The 20,514-nt window shown below is 66.6% G+C and carries 21 protein-coding genes; 9 read left to right on the top strand and 12 right to left on the bottom strand.

The window, feature by feature from the left end; all coding sequences use genetic code 11:
- Positions 1–29 precede the first annotated feature (29 nt).
- Positions 30–2,240 (bottom strand): cyanophycin synthetase, encoded by a 2,211-nt coding sequence (cphA, locus tag J8G26_RS05715; protein ID WP_210568236.1) that lies wholly within the window; start codon positions 2,238–2,240, stop codon positions 30–32.
- Positions 2,241–2,441: 201 nt separating this feature from the next.
- Here cphA and J8G26_RS05710 point away from each other — a divergent pair, with 201 nt between their 5' ends.
- The 3 genes from J8G26_RS05710 to J8G26_RS05700 all read left to right on the top strand — a co-directional run bounded on the left by J8G26_RS05710 (position 2,442) and on the right by J8G26_RS05700 (position 5,870).
- Positions 2,442–4,754: an ABC transporter ATP-binding protein gene (locus J8G26_RS05710; RefSeq protein WP_210568235.1), complete on the top strand. Its 2,313-nt coding sequence runs from the start codon at positions 2,442–2,444 to the stop codon at positions 4,752–4,754.
- Positions 4,755–4,774: 20 nt separating this feature from the next.
- Complete coding sequence (locus J8G26_RS05705; protein WP_246881261.1) at positions 4,775–5,272, top strand: DUF1854 domain-containing protein; 498 nt, start codon at positions 4,775–4,777, stop codon at positions 5,270–5,272.
- A 166-nt stretch (positions 5,273–5,438) separates the two neighbouring features.
- On the top strand, positions 5,439–5,870 hold the full coding sequence (locus J8G26_RS05700) for a hypothetical protein (protein WP_087747509.1): 432 nt from the start codon (positions 5,439–5,441) through the stop codon (positions 5,868–5,870).
- 181 nt (positions 5,871–6,051) lie between these two features.
- Here the strand turns inward: J8G26_RS05700 and J8G26_RS05695 are convergent, their stop codons facing one another.
- The 4 genes from J8G26_RS05695 to J8G26_RS05680 form a co-directional block, all read right to left on the bottom strand.
- Complete coding sequence (locus J8G26_RS05695; protein WP_246881241.1) at positions 6,052–6,453, bottom strand: EF-hand domain-containing protein; 402 nt, start codon at positions 6,451–6,453, stop codon at positions 6,052–6,054.
- A 142-nt stretch (positions 6,454–6,595) separates the two neighbouring features.
- Positions 6,596–7,513, bottom strand: coding sequence for a 5'-nucleotidase (locus J8G26_RS05690; RefSeq protein WP_087747507.1), 918 nt, complete (start codon positions 7,511–7,513; stop codon positions 6,596–6,598).
- A 4-nt stretch (positions 7,514–7,517) separates the two neighbouring features.
- Complete coding sequence (gene gspF, locus J8G26_RS05685; RefSeq protein WP_210568233.1) at positions 7,518–8,750, bottom strand: type II secretion system inner membrane protein GspF; 1,233 nt, start codon at positions 8,748–8,750, stop codon at positions 7,518–7,520.
- A gap of 89 nt (positions 8,751–8,839) precedes the next feature.
- Positions 8,840–9,847: an LLM class flavin-dependent oxidoreductase gene (locus J8G26_RS05680; protein ID WP_210568232.1), complete on the bottom strand. Its 1,008-nt coding sequence runs from the start codon at positions 9,845–9,847 to the stop codon at positions 8,840–8,842.
- Positions 9,848–10,047: 200 nt separating this feature from the next.
- Here J8G26_RS05680 and J8G26_RS05675 point away from each other — a divergent pair, with 200 nt between their 5' ends.
- Positions 10,048–10,533: a CZB domain-containing protein gene (locus J8G26_RS05675; RefSeq protein ID WP_210568231.1), complete on the top strand. Its 486-nt coding sequence runs from the start codon at positions 10,048–10,050 to the stop codon at positions 10,531–10,533.
- Positions 10,534–10,582: 49 nt separating this feature from the next.
- On the opposite strand, the gene J8G26_RS05670 is transcribed toward J8G26_RS05675, so the two are convergent.
- Both J8G26_RS05670 and ruvC read right to left on the bottom strand, forming a co-directional pair.
- Positions 10,583–11,035: a hypothetical protein gene (locus tag J8G26_RS05670; RefSeq protein WP_210568230.1), complete on the bottom strand. Its 453-nt coding sequence runs from the start codon at positions 11,033–11,035 to the stop codon at positions 10,583–10,585.
- Between the two features lie 69 nt (positions 11,036–11,104).
- Positions 11,105–11,653 (bottom strand): crossover junction endodeoxyribonuclease RuvC, encoded by a 549-nt coding sequence (gene ruvC / locus J8G26_RS05665; RefSeq protein WP_087747502.1) that lies wholly within the window; start codon positions 11,651–11,653, stop codon positions 11,105–11,107.
- A gap of 193 nt (positions 11,654–11,846) precedes the next feature.
- On the opposite strand from ruvC, the gene J8G26_RS05660 reads away from it, so the two are divergent.
- Together J8G26_RS05660 and J8G26_RS05655 are read left to right on the top strand one after the other, a co-directional pair.
- Positions 11,847–12,101 (top strand): DUF3297 family protein, encoded by a 255-nt coding sequence (locus tag J8G26_RS05660; RefSeq protein WP_210568229.1) that lies wholly within the window; start codon positions 11,847–11,849, stop codon positions 12,099–12,101.
- Positions 12,102–12,151: 50 nt separating this feature from the next.
- On the top strand, positions 12,152–12,622 hold the full coding sequence (locus tag J8G26_RS05655) for a ribonuclease HI family protein (protein ID WP_210568263.1): 471 nt from the start codon (positions 12,152–12,154) through the stop codon (positions 12,620–12,622).
- 71 nt (positions 12,623–12,693) lie between these two features.
- Here J8G26_RS05655 and mtgA read toward each other — a convergent pair whose 3' ends face one another.
- The 4 genes from mtgA to J8G26_RS05635 all read right to left on the bottom strand — a co-directional run bounded on the left by mtgA (position 12,694) and on the right by J8G26_RS05635 (position 17,318).
- Positions 12,694–13,428, bottom strand: coding sequence for a monofunctional biosynthetic peptidoglycan transglycosylase (gene mtgA / locus J8G26_RS05650; protein ID WP_210568228.1), 735 nt, complete (start codon positions 13,426–13,428; stop codon positions 12,694–12,696).
- A gap of 13 nt (positions 13,429–13,441) precedes the next feature.
- Positions 13,442–14,278, bottom strand: coding sequence for a shikimate dehydrogenase (gene aroE, locus J8G26_RS05645; RefSeq protein ID WP_210568227.1), 837 nt, complete (start codon positions 14,276–14,278; stop codon positions 13,442–13,444).
- A 77-nt stretch (positions 14,279–14,355) separates the two neighbouring features.
- Positions 14,356–15,240 carry a TonB family protein gene (locus tag J8G26_RS05640; RefSeq protein WP_210568226.1) on the bottom strand — a complete coding sequence of 295 codons (885 nt, stop codon included), beginning with the start codon at positions 15,238–15,240 and terminating at the stop codon, positions 14,356–14,358.
- Complete coding sequence (locus tag J8G26_RS05635; protein WP_210568225.1) at positions 15,237–17,318, bottom strand: RNB domain-containing ribonuclease; 2,082 nt, start codon at positions 17,316–17,318, stop codon at positions 15,237–15,239. The genes J8G26_RS05640 and J8G26_RS05635 overlap by 4 nt, the downstream gene beginning before the upstream one ends.
- A 145-nt stretch (positions 17,319–17,463) precedes the next feature.
- Between J8G26_RS05635 and J8G26_RS05630 the strand changes: the two genes are divergently transcribed.
- The gene (locus tag J8G26_RS05630; RefSeq protein ID WP_210568224.1) at positions 17,464–19,080 is read left to right on the top strand and encodes a Wzy polymerase domain-containing protein; all 1,617 of its coding nucleotides are present in this window, start codon (positions 17,464–17,466) and stop codon (positions 19,078–19,080) included.
- A gap of 12 nt (positions 19,081–19,092) precedes the next feature.
- Here J8G26_RS05630 and J8G26_RS05625 read toward each other — a convergent pair whose 3' ends face one another.
- Positions 19,093–19,677 (bottom strand): YqiA/YcfP family alpha/beta fold hydrolase, encoded by a 585-nt coding sequence (locus J8G26_RS05625; protein ID WP_087747497.1) that lies wholly within the window; start codon positions 19,675–19,677, stop codon positions 19,093–19,095.
- Positions 19,678–19,952: 275 nt separating this feature from the next.
- Here J8G26_RS05625 and J8G26_RS05620 point away from each other — a divergent pair, with 275 nt between their 5' ends.
- Together J8G26_RS05620 and J8G26_RS19320 are read left to right on the top strand one after the other, a co-directional pair.
- Positions 19,953–20,177: a hypothetical protein gene (locus tag J8G26_RS05620; RefSeq protein WP_087747496.1), complete on the top strand. Its 225-nt coding sequence runs from the start codon at positions 19,953–19,955 to the stop codon at positions 20,175–20,177.
- A gap of 167 nt (positions 20,178–20,344) precedes the next feature.
- Positions 20,345–20,497 carry a hypothetical protein gene (locus J8G26_RS19320; protein ID WP_232476410.1) on the top strand — a complete coding sequence of 51 codons (153 nt, stop codon included), beginning with the start codon at positions 20,345–20,347 and terminating at the stop codon, positions 20,495–20,497.
- Positions 20,498–20,514 lie beyond the last annotated feature (17 nt).

The raw sequence follows: 20,514 nt of genomic DNA, 5'->3' as shown, positions 1-20,514 counted from the left end.
AAGGCGATGGCATCAACAACGGTTGGGCTTCAGGTGGGCAGGGTGCTCACGGGCGGCAGTTCCGGCTCGAACGTCTTGATGCCGGCGCCGATGAGGTCGGGGGCAATGTCCAGCGCCCAGGCTGCGCCAATGGCGGCCAGCAGGGCATCGGTGTCGGGCACGATGGCGTTGCGCCCGAACGTGAGCTCGGCGAGCGTGCCCAGCACATGTTCTGCGCTGCCCGTGGCCAGCACCACGCGGCTGTTGCGCACCAGCACGGCGCGCCCCTGGTCGCGGGCGCGGTGTTCCACGATGGCGGGCAGGCTGGCGTCCTGGGCATACAGCACCACATCGCCATCGCACAGCGGGGCCAGGTCGGCCACCTGCGGATCGGCCGCGTTGAGCACGGCGGCGCCACCGTCCAGCACCACATCCACCTGCGTGCGCAGCACCTTGGTCATCTGCTCGCGGCTCTGGATGTCGAATTCAGGCAGGTTTTCTGCGCCATCCATGTCGGTGACCACGCCCACCTGGCAGCGGTCGTAGGCCAGGCCGTCGCGCAGGATGGTGCGGGCGTCGTTTTCAATCACGGCAGCCTGCACCATCTGGTTCATCAGCAGGCGGTGGGCGGCTTCCCAGTGGGCGCTGTCCGCGGCTTCCACGCAGCGGCGGTCGAGAAAAAGCCCCTCGCGGCAGGCCAGGCCGGTGTGCCGCCCGCTCAGGTGCAGCAGCCAGGCCACCAGGCGTGCAATGGTGGATGTGCCCCGCGTGCCGGCCACGCCCACCACCGGGATGCGGCCGACGGTGTCATCGTCGTCGTGCTCTTCCGACGGGAACAGGTGCTCGACGATGGCCTGGCCCACGGGCCGGGGTGCGCCCACGGCGGGTTTGAGGTGCATCAGCAGGCCGGGGCCGGCGTTCACTTCCACAATGGCGCCGCCTTGTTCGTGCAGCGGGCGGGAGATGTCTTGCGCCACCATGTCGATGCCGGCGATGTCCAGCCCCACCACCTTGGCGGCCAGCGCGGCAATGTAGGCCACTTCGGGGTGCACGTCGTCGGTGCAGTCCACGGTCATGTTGCCGTTGCGCTGCACCACCACCTGGCGGCCTGCGGCGGGCACGGAGTCGGCTTCGAGGTCCTGGCGTTTGAGTTCGAGCTGCACCTTGGTGTCGGTTGCCAGGTCGATGATTTCGAGCGGGTATTCTTCTTCGTAGCCCCGGCGCGGGTCGGAGTTGATCTGGCTGTCGATCAGCTCCTTGACGGTGGACCGGCCGTTGCCGGTGATGCTGACCACCTCGCCGCGCGCGGCCGCCACCAGCTTGCCACCCACCACCAGCAGGCGGTGTTCGTCGCCGGGGATGAAGCGCTCGACCATCACATCGCTGCCTTCGGGGTAGGCCACATGGTAGGCCGCCTCGATGTCTTCCTTCTTGCGCAGGTCCAGCGTGACGCCACGGCCATGGTTGCCGTCCGACGGTTTGACCACCACGGGCAGGCCGATGTCCTCGGCGGCTTCCCAGGCCTCTTCGGGGCTGTTGACCACCTGGCCTTCTGGAATGGGCACGCCGCAGGCCTTGAGCAGGCTTTTGGTGAGATCCTTGTCGCTGGCGATGCCTTCGGCGATGGCGCTGGTGAATTCACTTTCGGCCGTCCAGATGCGGCGCTGCGCAGCGCCGTAGCCCAGTTGCACCAGGTTGCCATCGTTCAGGCGAATGTGGGGAATGCCGCGGTCGGTGCCCGCCGTCACGATGCAGGCGGTGCTGGGGCCCAGGTAGCGGTCATCGACCTCGGTGCGCAGCCGCGACACAGCGGCCTGCACGTCAAACGGTTCATCGTTGATGGCCGCCATCAGCAGGCGGTGGCCTTGCGCCAGCGCAACGCGGGCCACCTGCTCGTCCCGTGCCCGGAAAACCATGCGGTACACGCCGCGCACCGATGTGCTGCGGGTCTGGCCGAAACCCGTGGGCATGCCCGACAGGTTGAGCAGCTCGATGACGACATGCTCGAGCACATGGCCGCACCAGGTGCCCTCTTGTAGGCGCTGCAGGAAACCGCCGCGCTCGCCCACGCCGCAGTGGTGCTCTTCCAGCGCGGGCAGCCAGGTCGTGAGGCGGTCATTGAGCCCGGGCAAGGTGTTGGAGGGATGGTCCTCCAGAACGCCCAGGTCCAGCCAGACTTCCAGGGCCGGCCGGTAGGTCCAGATGTTGGGGCCGCGCAGGTAGTTGATGCGGAGCAGTTGGATGTCGTCGATTTTTGCCATGTTTCGGAGCGGTTCAGGAGGCACCGGACGGGCCGGACAGGGAGTGCGGAAGTGCAATTGTGCGCCCGGTTGGGCGCCTGTTTTGTCAATCCATGGGTGGAGGGGGCGTGCAGTTTGCACTGGTGTTTCGGGTTTCGGTCAAAATTCCGGCTTCTGCACCGCGTGCGGCTTTGTTTCGCCGGCGGCAGAGAACCCAAACCTATGCAACATCACCATTCTGTGGACGCCTCCGGTGTCTTTTCTGGCCCCCAGGGGGCCGATTTGCGGGCCATGCTCGCTCCCCAAGAGAACGTGCTGGCCGCGTTACAGGTTGACCTGAGCGCCGAACTGCGCTTTGCCACCGGCTGGGTGGTGGTGACCCCGGAGCGCATTCTGGCCTGCGAGCCGGGGGCTGCAGCCTGGCGCGCCTGGCCGCTGTCGAGCGGGCTGACACTGCGCATGCAGGACCACGGCGGGGTGGGCACGCTGGAGCTGCAGGCCCCCGAGGCGCGGCTGGCGTTGTGGCGCTTTACCTTGGCGCACCACCCCCAGGCCCTGCGCCTGGTGCAGCGGTTCGAGCAGGCAGCGGCCCGCAGCCTGGTGGCCGGTGCAGCGCAGGAAGAGGTCGATGAACCTGCCTGCCCGCTGTGCCATGCGCCGTTGCCCCCCGACACCGAGGAATGCCCGGCCTGCGCGCGTGCCCAGCCGCCGCAAACCTCTACCTGGGTGCTGCTGCGCCTGTGGCGCTTTGCGCGGCCCTACCGCAAGCAGCTGGCCGCTGGCTTTGCTTTGACGCTGGCGTCCACGGCGGCCACGCTGGTGCCGCCCTATCTCACCATCCCGCTGATGGATGACATCCTGATCCCGTTCCAGAACGGCCAGCAGATCGAACCCGCTCTGGTGCTGCTGTATCTGAGCGGCCTGCTGCTGTCGGCCCTGGCCGCCTGGGGCCTCTCCTGGGCGCGCACCTACATCTTGGCGCTGGTGTCCGAGCGCATTGGCGCCGACCTGCGCACCACCACCTACGAGCACCTGCTGCGCCTGTCGCTCGACTACTTTGGCGGCAAGCGCACGGGCGACCTGATGGCGCGCATCGGGTCGGAGACCGACCGCATCAACGTGTTCCTGTCGCTGCACGCGCTGGATTTCGTCACCGACGTGCTGATGATCTGCATGACTGCGGCCATTTTGTTCTCCATCAACCCCTGGCTGGCGCTGGTCACGCTGGTGCCGCTGCCCTTCATCGGCTGGATGATCCACACCGTGCGCGACCGCCTGCGCACGGGCTTCGAGAAGATCGACCGCGTGTGGTCCGAGGTCACCAACGTGCTGGCCGACACCATTCCCGGCATCCGCGTGGTCAAGGCCTTCGCCCAGGAAAAGCGCGAGGCGCAGCGCTTTCGCGATGCCAACCAGCACAACCTGGAGGTGAACGACAAGCTCAACAAGACCTGGAGCCTGTTCACCCCCACAGTCTCGCTGCTGACCGAGATCGGCTTGCTCGTGGTCTGGGGCTTCGGCATCTGGCTGGTGTCGCGCAACCAGATCACGGTGGGTGTGCTGACGGCCTTCATTGCCTACATCGGGCGCTTTTATGGCCGGCTCGATTCGATGAGCCGCATCGTTTCGGTTACGCAAAAGGCGGCGGCGGGCGCCAAGCGCATCTTTGACATCCTGGACCATGTCAGCAACGTGCCCGACCCGGTTCAGCCCGTGAAACTGGCCCGCGTCGAGGGCGCGATCCAGATGCGCAATGTCGGTTTTCGCTACGGCAGCCGCGCCGTCATCAAGCACCTGGACCTGGACATTCGCCCCGGCGAAATGATCGGCCTGGTGGGACACAGCGGTTCGGGCAAGAGCACGCTGGTCAACCTGATCAGCCGCTTTTACGACGTGAGCGACGGCTCGATCCAGGTCGATGGCGTGGACATTCGCCGCTTTGCCGTGGCCGACTACCGCCGCCACATCGGCCTGGTGCTGCAGGAGCCCTTTTTGTTCTTCGGCACCATTGCCGAAAACATTGCCTACGGCAAGCCCGAAGCCACGCGCGAAGAAATCATTGCGGCGGCCCGCGCCGCCCACGCGCACGAGTTCATCCTGCGCCTGCAGCACGGCTACGACTCGCTGGTGGGCGAACGCGGCCAGGGTTTGTCGGGCGGCGAGCGCCAGCGCATCAGCATTGCGCGCGCGCTGCTGATCGACCCGCGCATCCTGATCCTCGATGAAGCCACCTCGGCCGTGGACACCGAGACCGAAAAAGAAATCCAGAAAGCCCTCGACAACCTGGTGCAGGGCCGCACCACCATCGCCATTGCCCACCGCCTGTCCACCCTGCGCAAGGCCGATCGCCTGGTGGTGATGGACCGTGGCGAGGTGGTCGAGGTGGGGCCGCACGACGAACTGATGGAAAAAGAGGGGGCCTACTGGCGCCTGTACGAAGCCCAGGCCCGCCGCGCCGAAGAAGATGCCCAGGCTGCCGGCGTCATCATCGACAGCAGCCTGCTGCATTCGGCGCACCCCGCAGGCAATCCATGACAGACACCGAAAAAACCGCCATGAACCCCACCGCCTTCGCGCTTGTGTCCTCGCCTGTATTCACCCTGGCTCACAACCCCCACGGCCGACTGGTCCTGACCCTGCCTGACGGCACCGTCCACGAAGGTGTGACGCCCGTGCGCGCGTTTCCCATCGCGGCGCCGTCGGAGGGCCTTTCCCTCATCGGTGCGGATGGCCATGAACTGCTCTGGATTGACCGGCTGGACCAGCTGCCCGAGGCAGAGCGCCGCCTGATTGAGGAGGAGCTGGCGGTGCGGGAGTTTGTGCCCACTATCCGCCAGATCTCGTCTGTTTCGAGTTTTTCCACACCCAGCACCTGGACCGTCGAGACCGACAAAGGCCCGGCCCAGTTTGTGCTGAAGGCTGAGGAAGACATTCGCCGCCTGGCCGGGCGCACGCGCCTGCTGATTGCCGCCGGAGACGGCATGCAGTTTCGCGTGCCCGATACCACGGTACTGGATAAGCACTCTCGGCGCTTGCTAGAGCGTTTTTTATAAAAAGAGAGCACCAATTGGCCGTTGCAGGCCTGTGGCCAGCAGGTAAAAACTCTGTTTTTTGCTGAAAAGGAAAAAAAGGGCTTAATTCCCCCTTCTTTTTGCCGTAATGAATGTACGAAGAGGCTGTAAAGCAGTCCTATTTTTCCATTCATGAAGGGCCATTGCCATGCAACTGCCACCTGTCGATCGTTCGCCAAACTGGCGTCCTCAGGGCGCTGATTTGTATTCCACTGGCGCTTCAGGCGCCCCTGCGGTGCGTCCCATCAACGCGCCCAACCCGGTAGAGTCCATGGACCGCCTGGGAGAAGGCGCCATCGTGCGCGAGCCCGACAAGCCCTCCGCCCCCGATTCGCCCAATCGCGACTGGACGGAGGTCAAGAAAAAGGACACGGCCGAGGAGCCGCCCGAGCCGCCCAAAGAGCCCATCTCCAAGCAGCTGATCGAGTTCCTCCAGTCCATGTGGCGGGCCAGCGGCAGCGCGATTGAGCTGGCGCAGGACATCCACAAGATGACCTTGCAGGAGCGCCTGGCCCAGCAGGTCAAGGAAGAGCCGCTGACCTATTCGGACCCCAAGATCAAGCGCACCTCCGGCCTGTAATCCATTGCCCAGTCACCCATGTCGCTGTTGCTTTGCCTGGACACGAATGAATTGGACACGGAATAAGGCCGCAGGCAGGCATTTCTTCTGTTTGCATTTGCTATTGAATAAATAGCTGGCTGCGCTTGCTGTATAAGCGCTCAGCGGCGTTTTGGCGTCCAATGCGCGGCCGCTCATCCCGTCAGGGCTTGGGCATTGGGTTGTCCGATGCCACTTCTGCCTGTGCGGCCCGCTTGCGCTCCCGTTCGGCGCGGTACTTGGCGGCAAAAACCCGCACTTCGGCATAAGACACAAAGTTGTCGTGATCGGTGTCGGTTTCGTCAAAGGCGGCAGACAGGCGCGGAAACAGCACGACTTCACTGCGGCTGAGCTTGCCGTCGCTATTGAAGTCGAGCATCTTGAACTCCTGCATGGCCTTGACTTCGCCCTTGGAAAGCGGGGCCGCAGCCGGGGCGCTGGCCGCTGCCCTGGCGGGGGCGGCGGCCACCCCGGGCGGGTTGGCAAGGGCCACGCTGCAGCCCAGGGTGGTCAGCAGTGCCAGCAAAATTTTCATGCGCAAGGCTCCTTGGATCGAACGGGTCATGGTGGCACACCTGCGGCCGCCTGGCGGGTTTGCAACGCGGCGCACGCAGGCTGTCACCGGGTGTTGCATTCTTTTGCCGGGCGATCACGGTTTGCACAGGGCCCGTTCACGCTGCCTTCGCGTCCCATGGGCATGGCACGCATCATGGGGCGGACGGGGGGGCCTGGTTGGCGATACCGCTGCTCACATGGCCTGCAGGCACATGGCGGGCTGCGGAGGTCGCGTGACCCGTCTGGTCGTCGAAAAAGAAATCGGGTTCGAACTCGCGCAGGAATGGACCTTTTTCCAGTCCACCCAGGAACATGGCCTCATCCACCGCCAGGTTCCATTTCATCAACGTATTGATCGCGCGCTCATGCGCTGGCGCGCTGCGGGCGGTGACCAGCGCAGTGCGCAGGCGCATGCCCGACACATCGGCCTGCTGCTGAAGCTGGTGCAATGCAGCCAGCAGGGGTTTGAAAGGACCGCCCGACAGGGGGAGCGCGGCTTTGCTGATCTCGTGCGTCTGGAAGGCCGCGAGCCCTTCGGCTTGGTAGACGCGCTCGGCTTCGTCCGAAAACAAAACGGCATCGCCGTCGAAGGCAATGCGTAGCTCGTTGGGGTAGTTGGAGCCAGCGGCGGCCGAGTCTGTGAGTACGCGCGCTGCCGGGAAGCCCAATGCCAGCGCTTCGCTCACATCCTTTTCGTTGGCCGACAGGAACAGGTGCGCGCCCAAGGGGCGCAGGTACTTGAACGGATCCCGTCCCTGGGTGAACACCCCCCGCTCCAGCGGCAGGCCCGCGTTATGGGCCGAGTGAAAGATGCGCAGCGCACTGACGGGATCGTTGCGCGAGAGGATGACGACCTCCACGGGCCTGGCCTGGGGCGTGTTGAACGCCAGCAGCTTGTTCACCAGCGCAAAGGCCACGCCAGGTTTCGCCGGGACATGCAGCCGTTGCTGCTGCAGCTCCATGTAAGGGCGCGGGTCCAGTGGGTCGAAGAGGCGGTTTTCCTCCTCGAAATCGAACAGCGCGCGCGACGAAATCGCCACCACCAGCTTGTCGTCCAATGTCACGGCCATAAAGTCACTTCACGAACTGGTTCAGCTGGATGATCGGCAGCAGCACCGCCAGCACGATCAGCATCACCACCAGGCCCATGGCCACGATGAGCAGCGGCTCCAGGATGGTGGCCAGCTGCATGGCGCGGCGCTGCACTTCGGTGGACAGCTGGGTGGCTGCGCGCTGCAGCATCACCGGCAGTTGGCCGGTCTGCTCGCCCAGGCGCGCAAACATCGACAACAGGCCGGGAAAGCGCTTTTTCTGCGCCAGTGCCGAGGCCAGCGGGGCGCCTTCGCGCACCAGCACCAGCGCATCGAGCGCGTCGGCGCGCAGCGCGCGGTTGTTCAGGGTTTCGGCGGCGGCCTGCAGGGCCTTGAGGATGGGCACGCCCGCGCTGGCCAGCATGGCCAGCGTGCTGGCAAAGCGCGCCGCGTTGTAGCCGCGTGCCAGCTTGCCCACCAGGGGCAGGTTCAGCCAGGCGGCATCGAATTTTTGGCGAAAACGCTCAATGGTCAAGGCCCAGCGTGCGCCTGCAGCTATCAAAATGAAAGCAACCAGCATCAGCCAGCCATAGCTGCGCACCACCGCGCTCAGGCCCAGCATGGCCACCGTGAGGAAGGGCAGGGCGCGTTTGGTGCCGGCAAACACGCTGGCCACTTGCGGCACCACATAGCTCACCAGAAACAGCACGATCACGATGGCGATCACGGTGACGATGGCCGGGTACAGCGCCGCGCCCATCAGCTTGGCCTTCAGGGCCTGGCGCTCTTCGAGGTCGTCGGCCAGGCGCTCCAGCACCAGGCCCAGGTTGCCGCTGTGCTCGCCGGCACCGATCACGGCGCAGTAGATGTCCGAGAACTCGCGCGGGTGCTGGGCCAGCGCGCGGGCAAAGGTGGCGCCGGCGTTCACCTCGGCGCGCAAGGCGGCCACCAGGTGGCGCTGGCGCTCGTCGTCGGCTTCGTCGGACAGGGCGGTGAGCGCGCGCTCCAGCGGCAGGCCCGATGCCACCAGCCCCGCCAGCTGGCGCGTCCAGACCGACAGGGCCGAGGCGCCAAACACCGGGCGGGTGAAAAGGCGTTGCCCGAGGCCGGCGGGTGCGCCGTCGAGCGACTGGCCGGTTTGCACGGGCTCCACGCTCAAGGGCACCAGCGCCTGGGCCCGCAGCAGGCTGCGGGCCGACTTGGCTGTGTCGGCTTCCATCAGGCCCTTGCGGGTCTGGCCCTGGGCGTCCAGGGCTTCAAAAGAAAAAGCGGGCATGTGGGGGTGAAATGCAGGAGCGGTCAGGCGCAATCAGCCAGCCCGTGATGGTAGCCGCTGCCCGTGGTGCGGCGCCGCTTGGGCGTGCTTCACGCCATCTCGGCCAGGGCCTGGGCGGCAATGTCCAGCGAGCGCAGGCGCAGCGCCGGGTCGAACACATCGCTGACCAGCATGAATTCGTCGGCGCCGGTGGCCTGGTGCAGATGGGCCAGGCCGGCGCGCACTGTTTCGGGCCCGCCGATCACGGCGGCGGCCAGAAAGTCGCCAATGGCCGCCCGCTCTTGCGGCTGCAGGTTCGCGGCAAAGTTCTCGATGGGCGGCAGCAGGCGGCGGCGGTCGCCCGTCAGGATGCCCAGCACGCGCTGGTAGGTGCTGCTGGCCAGAAAATCGGCCTCCGCGTCGGTGGGCGCCGCGATCAGCGGCACGCCAATGGCCACATAGGGCTTGGGCCATTGGGCCGATGGCCGGTAGAGCTGGCGGTACAGATCGAGCGCCTGGTGCAGCAGGCGCGGTGCAAAGTGCGAGGCAAAGGCGTAGGGCAGGCCGCGTTCGGCCGCCAGCTGCGCCGAAAACAGGCTGGAGCCCAGCAGCCAGAGGGGCACGTTGGTGCCCGCGCCGGGCATGGCGATGAGGCGCTGGCCCGGCTCGGCTGGCGCCAGCAGGCGCTGCAACTCGGCCACGTCCTGCGGAAAATCGTCGGCGGTCTCCACGCGGCTGCGGCGCAGCGCGCGCATGGTGGCGGGGTCGGTGCCGGGCGCGCGGCCCAGGCCCAGGTCGATGCGGCCGGGGTAGAGCTCGGCCAGCGTGCCAAAGGCCTCGGCCACCACCAGGGGTGCATGGTTGGGCAGCATCACGCCGCCCGAGCCCACGCGGATGCGCTGCGTGCCCCCGGCAATGTGGCCCACCAGCACGGCGGTGGCCGAGCTGGCAATGCCGGCCATGTTGTGGTGCTCTGCCAGCCAATAGCGCGTAAAACCGAGCGATTCGGCGTGTTGCGCGGTGCGCAGGGCCGTCTGCAGTGCCTGGGCGACGGTGCCGCCCTCGCGCACGGCAACCAGATCGAGCATGGAAAGGGTGGGGCGTTGGGTGGCAGTCATGGCCCGATTGTCGGCGCTGGGCGCCCTGGCTGCTGCCGGGGCTGGGGGATCTGGTCCATCTGGCAAGGTCGGCACACTGCGCTGGCGACGACATTGCCAATTTTTGGTAGCCAAGACACAGAACCGATCACAAAATGTTGCAAAACCACCGGAGCCGCACGTTGCGCGATGCGTGGCTGACGTTTTGCAGAGGGGGCAGCATGGGCTTTTTCAGTCGATTTTTCAGAATCCGTGAACAGGATGCCTCCAGCCCGGAAACCACCTGGGCGGTGGAAGACAACGGCAGCGAACTGGTGCTGGATGCCGAATACGCCACCATGCTGGTGACCGAGATCGACATCGACGCGGCCATTGCCAGCCATGAAGGCTGGCGCTTGCAACTGCAGGACATGGTGCATGGCCGCTCCAGCGAGGTCATGCGGCCCGAGCGCATCTGCCAGGACGACCGCTGCGACCTGGGCCGCTGGCTCAACGGAGCGGGCCGTGACCGGCTGGGGCATTACCCGGCGTTTGACATGCTGGTGGCGCGGCACCGGCATTTTCACCAGCACGCTGCAGCGGTGGTCACCTGTTTCCAGGCGGGAGAGCAGGCCCAGGCCGTGCAGCTGCTCAACGGCCGTTGTCGCCATGCCTCCAACCAGGTGCTGCTCTTGCTCAAGGAACTCAAGCGCGGGCTGGGGCGCTGACCCGTGTCGCCAAATGCTACTGAATCAATAGCTTTTGGCGCTTTCCCTGTCAGGGGTTTGGGCGATTTTTAAGGGGCGAAAACGACTGTTCCAGCTGCCAACCCGTATCCAGCGCTATGTCCCGCAGGCTGTGCCCCGCCAGGGTGTAGTGGATTTCGGTGCCGGCGGGTGCGCCCAGGGTTGGCAACAGCGCGCGCAGGGCGCTGCGTACGGCCTGCACGTCGTGGGCATTGATGTCGATGCGGATATAGGCGGCAGGCCGCAGCCCATCGGGGCGCCGCTCGCCCAGCGAATCGCCCCAGCCCACCACCAGCCCCAGGCTCTGCGCGCGCAGCATCTGGTCAATGGTGTCCTCGCGGCGGTGCAAAGGGTCTGACTCGTCGTGTCGGCGGCCGACCGGAATTTTCACGAAGATGAAGCCGGCGATCGCTTCGGTGGTAGTGAAATGGCCGTTGAATGGTGCGGGCGCCGCAGCGGGCGCAGGAGAGGGTGGGTGGGCCATCCGGCCGATTTTAGGGCGCCTGTCCCCAGCAGGGTTACTGCGCCCCGTGGTGTCGCAGTGCCGGGCATGTCAGTAGCTGCGGCCACCCTTGTACATCGCGTGCTGGCGCCGCTGCAGCGTGGCCGCCTCGCCGAGCCGGGCCATGGCCGCGCCAGCGTGCGCGTGGGTGATGGCCATGCCCAGCGCATCGGCGGCGTCGGTGCCGGGCAGGCCCGGCAGCTGCAGCAGGCGGCGCACCATCTCCTGCACCTGCGTCTTGGCGGCGCGGCCATGGCCGACCACGGCTTTTTTCATCTGCAGCGCGGTGTATTCGGCCACGGGCAGGTTGCTGGCCACCAGGGCGGTAATGGCCGCGCCACGGGCCTGGCCCAGCAGCAGGGTGGACTGGGGGTTGACGTTGACGAAGACGATCTCGACGGTGGCCACGTCGGGCTGGTAGCGCGCCGCCACCTCGCTGATGCCGTCAAACAGCACTTTCAGCCGGCCAGGCAGATCGCCCAATGCCAGCGCGGTGGTGCGGATGGTGCCGCTGGCCACATAGCTCAGCCGGTGGCCGTCCACATCGATCAGGCCGAAGCCCGTGGTCTGCAGGCCGGGGTCGATTCCCAGAATTCTCATGTGCTATTGAAAGGGTAGCTGCTGACGCTTGTCAGTCGGGCGCTAGAGGCGGTTTTTATCCGAAAAACTTCTGCGAAAAAGAAGGGCGCCAAGCGTGGCAGGCATGGGGCGATGATACGGGCCGGGCGCAGTGCACCGGGGCCAAATCCGGGACAATGCGCGCTTTTGTGCATTCAGCCTTTGCAGGATTTTCATGACCGAAGCCACCTCCGCGCTCCCGCCGCTGCCTGACCACCTGTCCATCGACCCGCGCAGCCCGCACCATGTTGCCGCCGTGTTCGAGCACGACATCGGCATCCGTCTGAACGACAAGGACCGTTTCGATGTCGAGGAATACTGCATCAGCGAAGGCTGGGTCAAGGTGCCCGCGGGCAAGACGCTCGATCGCAAGGGCAAGCCGCTGCTGATCAAGCTCAAGGGCAAGGTAGAAGCGTTCTACCGTTCATGACTATCCCCGCCACGGCGCCCGCCGGTGGCTTTGACTGCACAGCCCATGCGATGAATCCGGTGGGCGAATCCACCCCGCTCAGCCCCTGGACCATCTACTGCGACGGCAGCGCCGTGCCCAACCCCGGCCGCATGGGGCTGGGCGTGGTGCTCTGCGCGCCCGACGGCACCCGGCACCAGCTCTCGCAGGCGACCCACACCACGGGTTGCAACAACGAGGCCGAGCTGCGGGCGCTGCTGCTGGCCCTGGGCGAGCTGCAGGCGCGCGGGGCCAGCGCGTTGCGGGTGTACAGCGACAGCAGCATTCTGGTGGAGCAGCTTGGCGGCGCGGCGGCCCGGCCCATCGCGCGGCTGCAAGACCTGTTGGATCAGGCGCGCACCCTGCTGCAGTCGTTCGGGCCGGTGCAGTGGCAGTGGATTCCGCGCCATCGCAACACAGAGGCCGACGCCCTGGCCCGCGCCGCGCTGGGGCTGGCACCCAAGCCGCCCGCCAGGGCTTTGGGCAAGCGGCGCAAGAAATAGGTGCTGGAGGGCAAGCGCCGACCCATGGCATCCCGGCCAGGGCGCGTGGCGTTGTTGCTCATCGGGTGGCGTCAAGGCAGCTCGGCGCTGCCCATGCGCGCCACGATGGTGCGCGTGCGCCCCGCCAGATAGGCCGAGCCCGGCGTCTTCTCGAAACGCTTGGGCGCGGGCAGCATGACGGCCAGGCGCGCGGCCTCCTGCGGCGACAGGCGTGCGGCCGGTTTTTTGAAGTAATGCTGGGCCGCGGCCTCGGCGCCAAACACCCCGTCGCCCCATTCCACGCTGTTGAGGTAGATCTCCAGGATGCGTTGCTTGGAGAGCAATTGCTCCAGCAGCAGCGTCAGCACGAATTCCTGGCCCTTGCGCAGCAGGGTGCGCTCGCCCGAGAGCAGCAGGTTCTTGGCCAGCTGCTGGGTGATGGTGGAGCCGCCGCGAATCTTGGGTGCGCGCACGGGTTTATCGGGCGCGCGGGCCTGGGCCTTGGCGATTTGCGCCTCGGCGCGGGCGTTGCGTTCCCAGGCCTTTTCGATGGCGTTCCAGTCCACGCCGTCGTGGTTGACGAAACTGTCGTCTTCCGCGGCAATCACGGCGCGCTTGAGGTGGTCGGAAATCTGGGGGTAAGGCACCCACTGCTGGCGCCACTGCACCTGCCCTTTGCTGGCCAGCTGCGCCCAGATTTCAGAGCGCTGGAAGGTGGTGGATTCGGGGGCGAGCACGGCCATCATCGCGATGCGCCCCACAAAGAACAGCTGCAGGGCCACCACGGCCACCAGCACCAGGCCCAGCCAGCGCAGCACGGCTTTCATGGTTGCGCCCCTCTCACACCGCGGCCTGCAGCTCGGCCAATACCTGCGCCGATGGCGGGCGCACGCCGCGCCACAGGGCAAAGGCCTCTGCCGCCTGCTCCACCAGCATGCCCAGGCCATCGCGGGGCACGGCGCCATGCTGGCGCGCCCAGTCCAGAAAGCCCTGCGCCGCTGGGCCGTACATCATGTCGTAGGCCAGGCTGCCGGGGCGCAGCACATGGGCCGGCACAGGAACGGCGTCGCCCGCGAGGCTGCTGGCCGTGGCATTGATGATGAGATCAAAATCGGCATCCAGTGCTTGCGGAGTAAGCGCTAGTAGCTCTGTTTTTTGTAGCAACGCCAGGTCGGCATGGGCCTGCACCAGCGCCTGGGCCCGGGCCAGCGTGCGGTTGGCCACGGTGATGTGGCGCACGCCCGCCTGCAGCAGGGGGCCCAGCACGCCCGCAGCAGCGCCACCGGCGCCCACCAGCAGCACGTCGCGCCCGGCCAGCGGCAGGCCGGCATTGCGCGTGATGTCGGCCACCAGCCCCAGGCCATCGGTGTTGTCGGCGTGGATGCCATCGGGGGCAAACACCAGGGTGTTGGCGGCGCCAGCGCGCTGCACGCGTTCGCTGCGCGTGGTGGCCAGGGCGGCGGCTTCGATCTTGAAGGGCACGGTGACGTTGCAGCCGCGCCCGCCGCGCGCGATGAACTCGCGCACGCCCTGGGCGAAGCCGTCGATGGGCAGCAGGCAGCGCTCGTACACCAGGTGCTCGCCGGTCAGCTCGGCAAAACGGGCGTGGATGACGGGCGAGCGGCTGTGCGCCACCGGGTTGCCCATCACGCAATACAGGTCAGCGGAAGAACTCATGGAACGCGGTGTGAAGTGAAGAGTGTGGGCCGGGTGCTGGGTCGTCTGGCGCGCCGCAGGCCACCGGAGACCGTTGCTCAGGGGGCGCGGCTTTCGGGGGAGGCTTCAAGGTTGGTATGAAGGGTCTGGTCGCGCGTGAACTTGAACCGCGCCACCATGGCAATCTGGTCGGCCTGGCGGCGCATCTCGGCATTGAAGGCGCCGAACGGGCCGGCGGCCCGCGCAATGGCCTCGGCCTGCCGGTCCAGCGCGGGGTTGCCCGACCCTTGCACCACCTCGGTGGCCAGGACGCGGCCATCGTGGTTCACGGTGACGATCATCGTCAGCTCGCCATACAGCTTTTTGCCGCCTTGCTCGGGGAAGTTTTCGGTGCCCTTGTCTTCGACCTTGCTGCGCAGCGCCGAGTAATAGACCGCGTAGGCTTCTTCGCGGGTGGCGGGGCTGATGTAGCGCTTTTTCGGGCGCTTGTTTTCTTCGTTGATGCGCTTTTCGATCTCGGCCAGCAGTTTCACGAGCTGGCGGCGCTTTTCCTCTTCGGCGGCCTGGCTGCCGCTTTGGCTGGGCTTGTGTGGATCGGGGGCGGGCAGGGCGGCGAGCTGCTGGCGCAACTGGGCCAGCAACTGGTTTTGCTGCTCTTGCAGGGCTTCGAGTCGGCGCTGTGACTCCTCGAAATCGTCTCCCACCGCCGTGAGCGCCGAATAAGGCAGCGGGCTGGTGGCGCGGCCCTTGTCGGCCTCGCCGCCCCCGGCCATGTTGGCCTGGGCGATGGCCTGGGCCTTGTCGGGCCGCTCGTTGGACTTGGCATTGACCAGGATGACTTCGAGCGGCGTGTCCTGGAACACGCGGTGGAAGCCCTCGGGGTCGATGAAACGCACCGACAGCAGCGCTGCATGCAGCGCCACCGACACACCCAGCGTGAGCTGCAGCGTGCTGAAGCGGGTGAGGAAGGTGCGTGGTTTCACGAGGTCGGATTATCGGCGCTTGGGGGGGCGCTGGCCTCGGCTTCATTCACATCGACGGCGATGGCGATGGGGCCGGCCACGGCTTCGTCGTCCTCGGCGTCCTCCACCGGGCCGTCATCGCTGGCGTCGGCCGGGTCGTCCAGGCGCTCGACCACCGTGCCGTGGATGTCGAGCGTGATCTCGTCCACCTCCCCGAGCTTGACTTTGAGGCGTGCGCCGCGCGGCAGGTTTTGCGCGCCCAGCACGGGGAAGACCAGCGGAAGCTCGTCCGCCCGCACCAGAAAGCTGCCGCCCGGGCCTTCCTTGAACACGGTGGCGTTGAGCTCGGTGATGCCGTTTTGCTCCACGTACTTCAGCGTCCAGAAGCGCTCCATGCCGGCCTGGTAGCCGTTGTAGGCGCTGTAGGCCGCGTCAAAGCTGCTGATGATGGAGAACAGCTCGGCGTCCTTGGGCTTGAAGGGGGCCGCGAGCGCCGCTGTTTTGCCGTTGCGCACGCAGGCAATGATCTGCCACTGGTTTACCAGATCGACATAGCGGCGCAGCGGCGAGGTGGCCCACGAATAGCTTTTGACGCCAATGCCGGCGTGCGGCAGCGCCTTGGTGCCCATGCGCACCTTCACGCCCGGCGCCATGCTGGCCTGGCTGCGGTAGATGCCGGGCACGCCCAGCTCGGCCATCCAGCTGCCCCAGGTGCTGTTGGCCACGATGGCGGCCTCGGCCACGATCAGGTCCAGGGGCGCGCCGCGCTGGCGGGTGGTGATCTGCACGGTTTCCGAGCCGTTGGGCTCGGCCTTGTCATTGCCAATCAGGCGGAAGTTGTAGTCCGGCCGATTGAAGTTCTCGGGCTTGCCGCGCACCACTTCGCGCTGGGCCTTCAGGCTCTTGGCCAGGCGGTGCAAAAATGATAGCTGGTCGCGCACATCCAGCAAGCGCTGCGGGGTGTTTTCTATCTGCATCGCCGGGTCGGTTAGCCAGGCCTCGGTGACGATGTGGTCGAGCTGGTCGTGGCGCAGGTTGGCCACCACGGGCACGCGCTCGAGCCGGGTTTCGGTGCCGGTGATCTCCAGCGTGGCTTCGTTCACGGTGACATACAGCGACACCGCCGGGTTGGCGCGGCCTTCGTCCAGCGTGTAGATCTGCACCACCTCGTCGGGCAGCATGGTGATCTTGTAGCCGGGCATATAGACGGTGGACAGGCGGCTGCGGCCCAGCTGGTCGATGGCGCTGCCGGGCTGGATGGCCAGGCCGGGCGCGGCAATGTGGATGCCCAGCACCACGGTGCCCGTGCCCAGGCCCTGCACCGACAGCGCGTCGTCGATCTCGGTGGTTTGCGAGTCGTCGATGGAATAGGCCTGCACCGGCGCCAGCGGCAGGTCTGCGGGCGGCTGCGGCGCAGTGAGCTGCGGGAAGCCCGTGCCCTTGGGGAAGTTGTCGAACAAAAAGCGCTTCCAGTGGAACTGGTAGCTGGAGTCGATGGCGCCGGCTTTTTGCAGCAGATCGAGCGGCGCCAGGTGCGTGGCGCGGCTGGCCTCGACCACGGCCTTGTATTCGGGCGCGTTCTTGTCCGGGCGGAACAAAATTTTGTAGAGATGCTCGCGGATGGGCTGCGGGCATTCGCCGCGTCCCAGCGCCTCGGCCCAGTCGCTGATCTGCTGCACGATCAGTTTCTTTTTCTCGATGGCGGCCAGCGCCTGTTGCAGGATTTCGGCCGGCGCCTTCTTGAAGCGGCCCTTGCCAGCACGGCGAAAGTAGTGCGGCGCCTCGTGCAGGGCGAACAGCGCACCGGCCTGCTGGGCCAGCGTGGCGTTGTCTGAAAAATAGTCGCGCGCGAGGTCGGCAAAGCCGAAATCGTCCTCGGGCGCGAATTCCCAGGCCAGGGGCAGCTCGATGCTTTGGGCAATGGCCTGCGCCTGCGCCATCAGCTCCGACGGCGCGGGCTTGTCAAATTTCAACAGGAGGTTCGCGGCCTTGACCTTGACCCGCTTGCCCGAATCGAGCTCGACTTGGGCCGAGCTTTCCGCTTCGGACAGGATACGGCCGGCCATGAATTTGCCGGCTTCTTCAAACAATGCGTGCATGGGCGGCATTCTCCCATGGGTGCAGGGGGCAGATTTTCAGCGCTTGCCGACCCGTTGGGATGCAAGGCGATGCCGCAGCGAAGGCCGATGCCGCGCGCACCCCTATGATCCAACGCTTCCGCTACTGTGCTCTGGTTTGATTGAAATGCGTCTGGATGCCGTTGCTGCGCCGCTGACCCTGCTGGCAGTGGCTTTGCCGTTTCTCTTTTCGTACCCGCAGCCGCCCCTGTCCAATTTCTGGCCCCTGGTGGCGGCTTGGGCTTGTGGTGCGCTGCTGACCCTTGTCGTGGTCTGCCGTGGCTGGGGGCTGCGCCGCGCGCCGGCTGGCGCCCTGGGGTCCGGTGGGCGAGCGTTCCTGGCATCGCCGCTGGCGGTGGGCTTGCTGTTGGCGGCCTTGTTGGCCGCAGTGGTCGGGTTGCTGCAGTACTTTTTGGGCGACCCCGGCCTGGCACCCTGGGTGCAGCCGTCCACGCCGGGGCAGGCCATCGGCAACCTGCGCCAGCGCAACCAGCAGGCGTCGCTGATGAGCCTGGGCGTGTGGGCGCTCATGTGGTTGGTGGCACAGATGCAGGTGCGCCTGGCGGCGGCGGACACTGCGGCGCCGGTAACGCCCCTGCAGCAAGCGCTGCAGGGCGGCGGGCGCGAATGGCCGTCGTGGCTGGTGGGAATGCTGTTGGCGTGGGCGCTTGCGTTGCTGGCGGTGGCCAGCGCGGCCACGGCATCGCGCACCGGGGCGATGCAGTGGTTGCTGATCGTGGCACTGCTGGTGCTGTGGCGCGGCACCAGTGGGCGCCTGGTGGTGGGCCTGGCCGTGATCGGGCTGGCGCTCTATGCCCTGGCGGGATGGCTGCTTTCGCGCCTGTTGCTGGACTGGACGGGGTTTGCCACCGAGGGGGTTTTTGCCCGCATCGGGGGGGACCTGCAGGCCTGCAGCAGCCGACGGACTCTGTGGTCCAACGTGCTGTACCTGATCGCGCAGAAGCCCTGGACGGGCTGGGGTTGGGGCGAGCTGGACTATGCGCACTACATGACGCTGTTTCCCGGCGAGCGCTTTTGCGCGCTGCTGGACAACGCCCACAACCTGCCCTTGCATCTGGCGGTGGAGCTGGGCCTGCCGGTGGCTGCCGTGGCATGCGGCGCCGTGCTGGCCTGGGTGGTGCGCGCGCGTCCGTGGTGCGAGACCGATCCGCTGCGCCAGCTGGCCTGGGGTGTGCTGGCCATCATCGGCCTGCACAGCATGGTTGAGTTTCCTCTGTGGTACGGCCCATTCCAGCTCGTCACGGTGCTGGCGCTGGCCTTGCTGTGGCGCCGGGCGCTGCCGGGCTGGGTGCGTTCTGCGCGTTTTCTGGCCAGCGCTGCCGTGGTGGTGGTGGCGGTGGGCGTGGCGGGCGCTGGCATTGCGTGGGATTACTACCGTGTCAGCCAGCTCTACCGCCCCATGGCAGCCCGGCCGCTGGCCTACCAGGCGGACACGCTGGCCAAGGTGTCCAACACCCTGCTGTTCACCAACCAGGTGGATTTTGCGCTGTTGACCATCACGGCGCTCACGCGCGAGAACGCGCCGCAAATCCACACGCTGGCCACGGAGCTGCTGCATTTTTCACCCGAGCCCCGGGTGATCGAAAAGCTTATAGAGAGCGCACTGTTGTTGGGAATGGACGACGAGGTGGCCTTTCAGCTGCGGCGCTACCGTGCGGCCTACCCCGAGGAACATGCGCGTTGGGTGAGTGCCCAGCGCGCTGCCCCGCCAGCGCTGCAGTGACTTCCATCTTGGTTATGCCAGTCGCAGAAACTTCGCCACGGCCGGCAGGTGGCCGCCAAAGTCGCTCAGCGCATGGTCGCTGCCTTCGAGCAGCGTGATCTGGGCGGCGGGGTAGCGCGCCGCCATCTCCCGCCAGTCCAGCACCTCGTCGCCCTTGGCGATGATGGCCATTTCGCGGCCCGCAGACAGCGGGCACTCCGCGGCCAGGGCCTGCAACTGCCCAATGTATTCGGGCAGGAAGAAAAAACGTTCGGCCGGGTCGTGCCATGCCGTTTGCTCGCCGATATGGCGCGCAAGGTCCCGCGCCGGGTCCACGGCCGGGTTCAGCAGCACACTCGCGCAGCCCGTTTGCCGCGCCACCCAGCTGGCATAAAAGCCCCCCAGCGAAGAGCCCACCACGGCCATGGTGGCCCGCGGCCAGGCAGCAATGCCTTGGGCCACCCGATCCATGGCGGCCCGGGGCGAGGGCGGCAACTGGGGGCACCACCAGTGCACGGCAGGATGGTGTTGCGCCACATAGGCCGCCATCAGCCGGGCCTTGGCCGACTGGGGGGAGGAGCGAAAGCCATGCAGGTACAGCAGGTGCGTGGTGGTCATGGGGCTTTGGAGGGTGCTTTGGGTGGAAGTATGGAAGGGCAGCTACCGCCGTGCGGCGCCTGGTTTTGCCTCGCATACCAGCCCCGATTTTGCCCCGCTTTCCATCGCTAAACGACTGGTTTCGGGGGGGGGGCAAGCCTCCTCCGCGCTGGGCAGTCTTGAATTGCTGCGGGTGCTGGGGCCGACGCCCAGACCGCCGTGTGGCTGACATTCGATTCTCGCCTGCAGCGCCAGATGGCCATCAAGCGGAACACCTGGCGCAGCAGGGTCGGTGTGTGCCCCACGACGCCGTGGCGCCGATGGTGGCGCTGCTCACGGTGCAAGGGGTGGATGGCACCACCCTGCGCGCCCTATTGCAGCGCGCGCTGGCGCGCAGCCCGGCGGCGCGCTACGCCACCGCAGAGGCATTTCGCGACGCCTTGCGCGGCTGGGCGGCACCCGTTAGCGCCCCCACAGCGGCCAGCAATGCCAGCCGGGCTCTGCGGCGGCCTGTTTGCTGACGCTGCCGGCGCCCCAGGGGGATGCCGCCGTGCCTTGAGTACGCCCGGCGACCTGTTTACCGCGGTCTGTGCCGCGGGGCGGAAACTCTGATCAACGATGCCACCCAGGCGCGCATGTAGGCGCGCCTGCCACAGTTGTATGTCATGGCATCAATGCGCCGGCTTTCTTGTCGCTGCCCCCGCAGGTCAAGGGCCAACCATTCGCCCTGATCTATGCCGACCAGTCATCGCCCGGCGCCATCGTGGTGGATGACAAGGTCCTGGGTTTGTTTCGTACCCTGAGCAACCAGGCCGTGATGGAGTTCCGGCAGGCGGGATGAAGTCTCACCCGGCCTAT

Source organism: Acidovorax sp. JG5, assembly GCF_017939685.1.
GTDB lineage: Bacteria > Pseudomonadota > Gammaproteobacteria > Burkholderiales > Burkholderiaceae_C > Acidovorax.
Note: the sequence above shows the minus strand (reverse complement) of the source record. Positions and strands in the feature narration are given on the sequence as shown.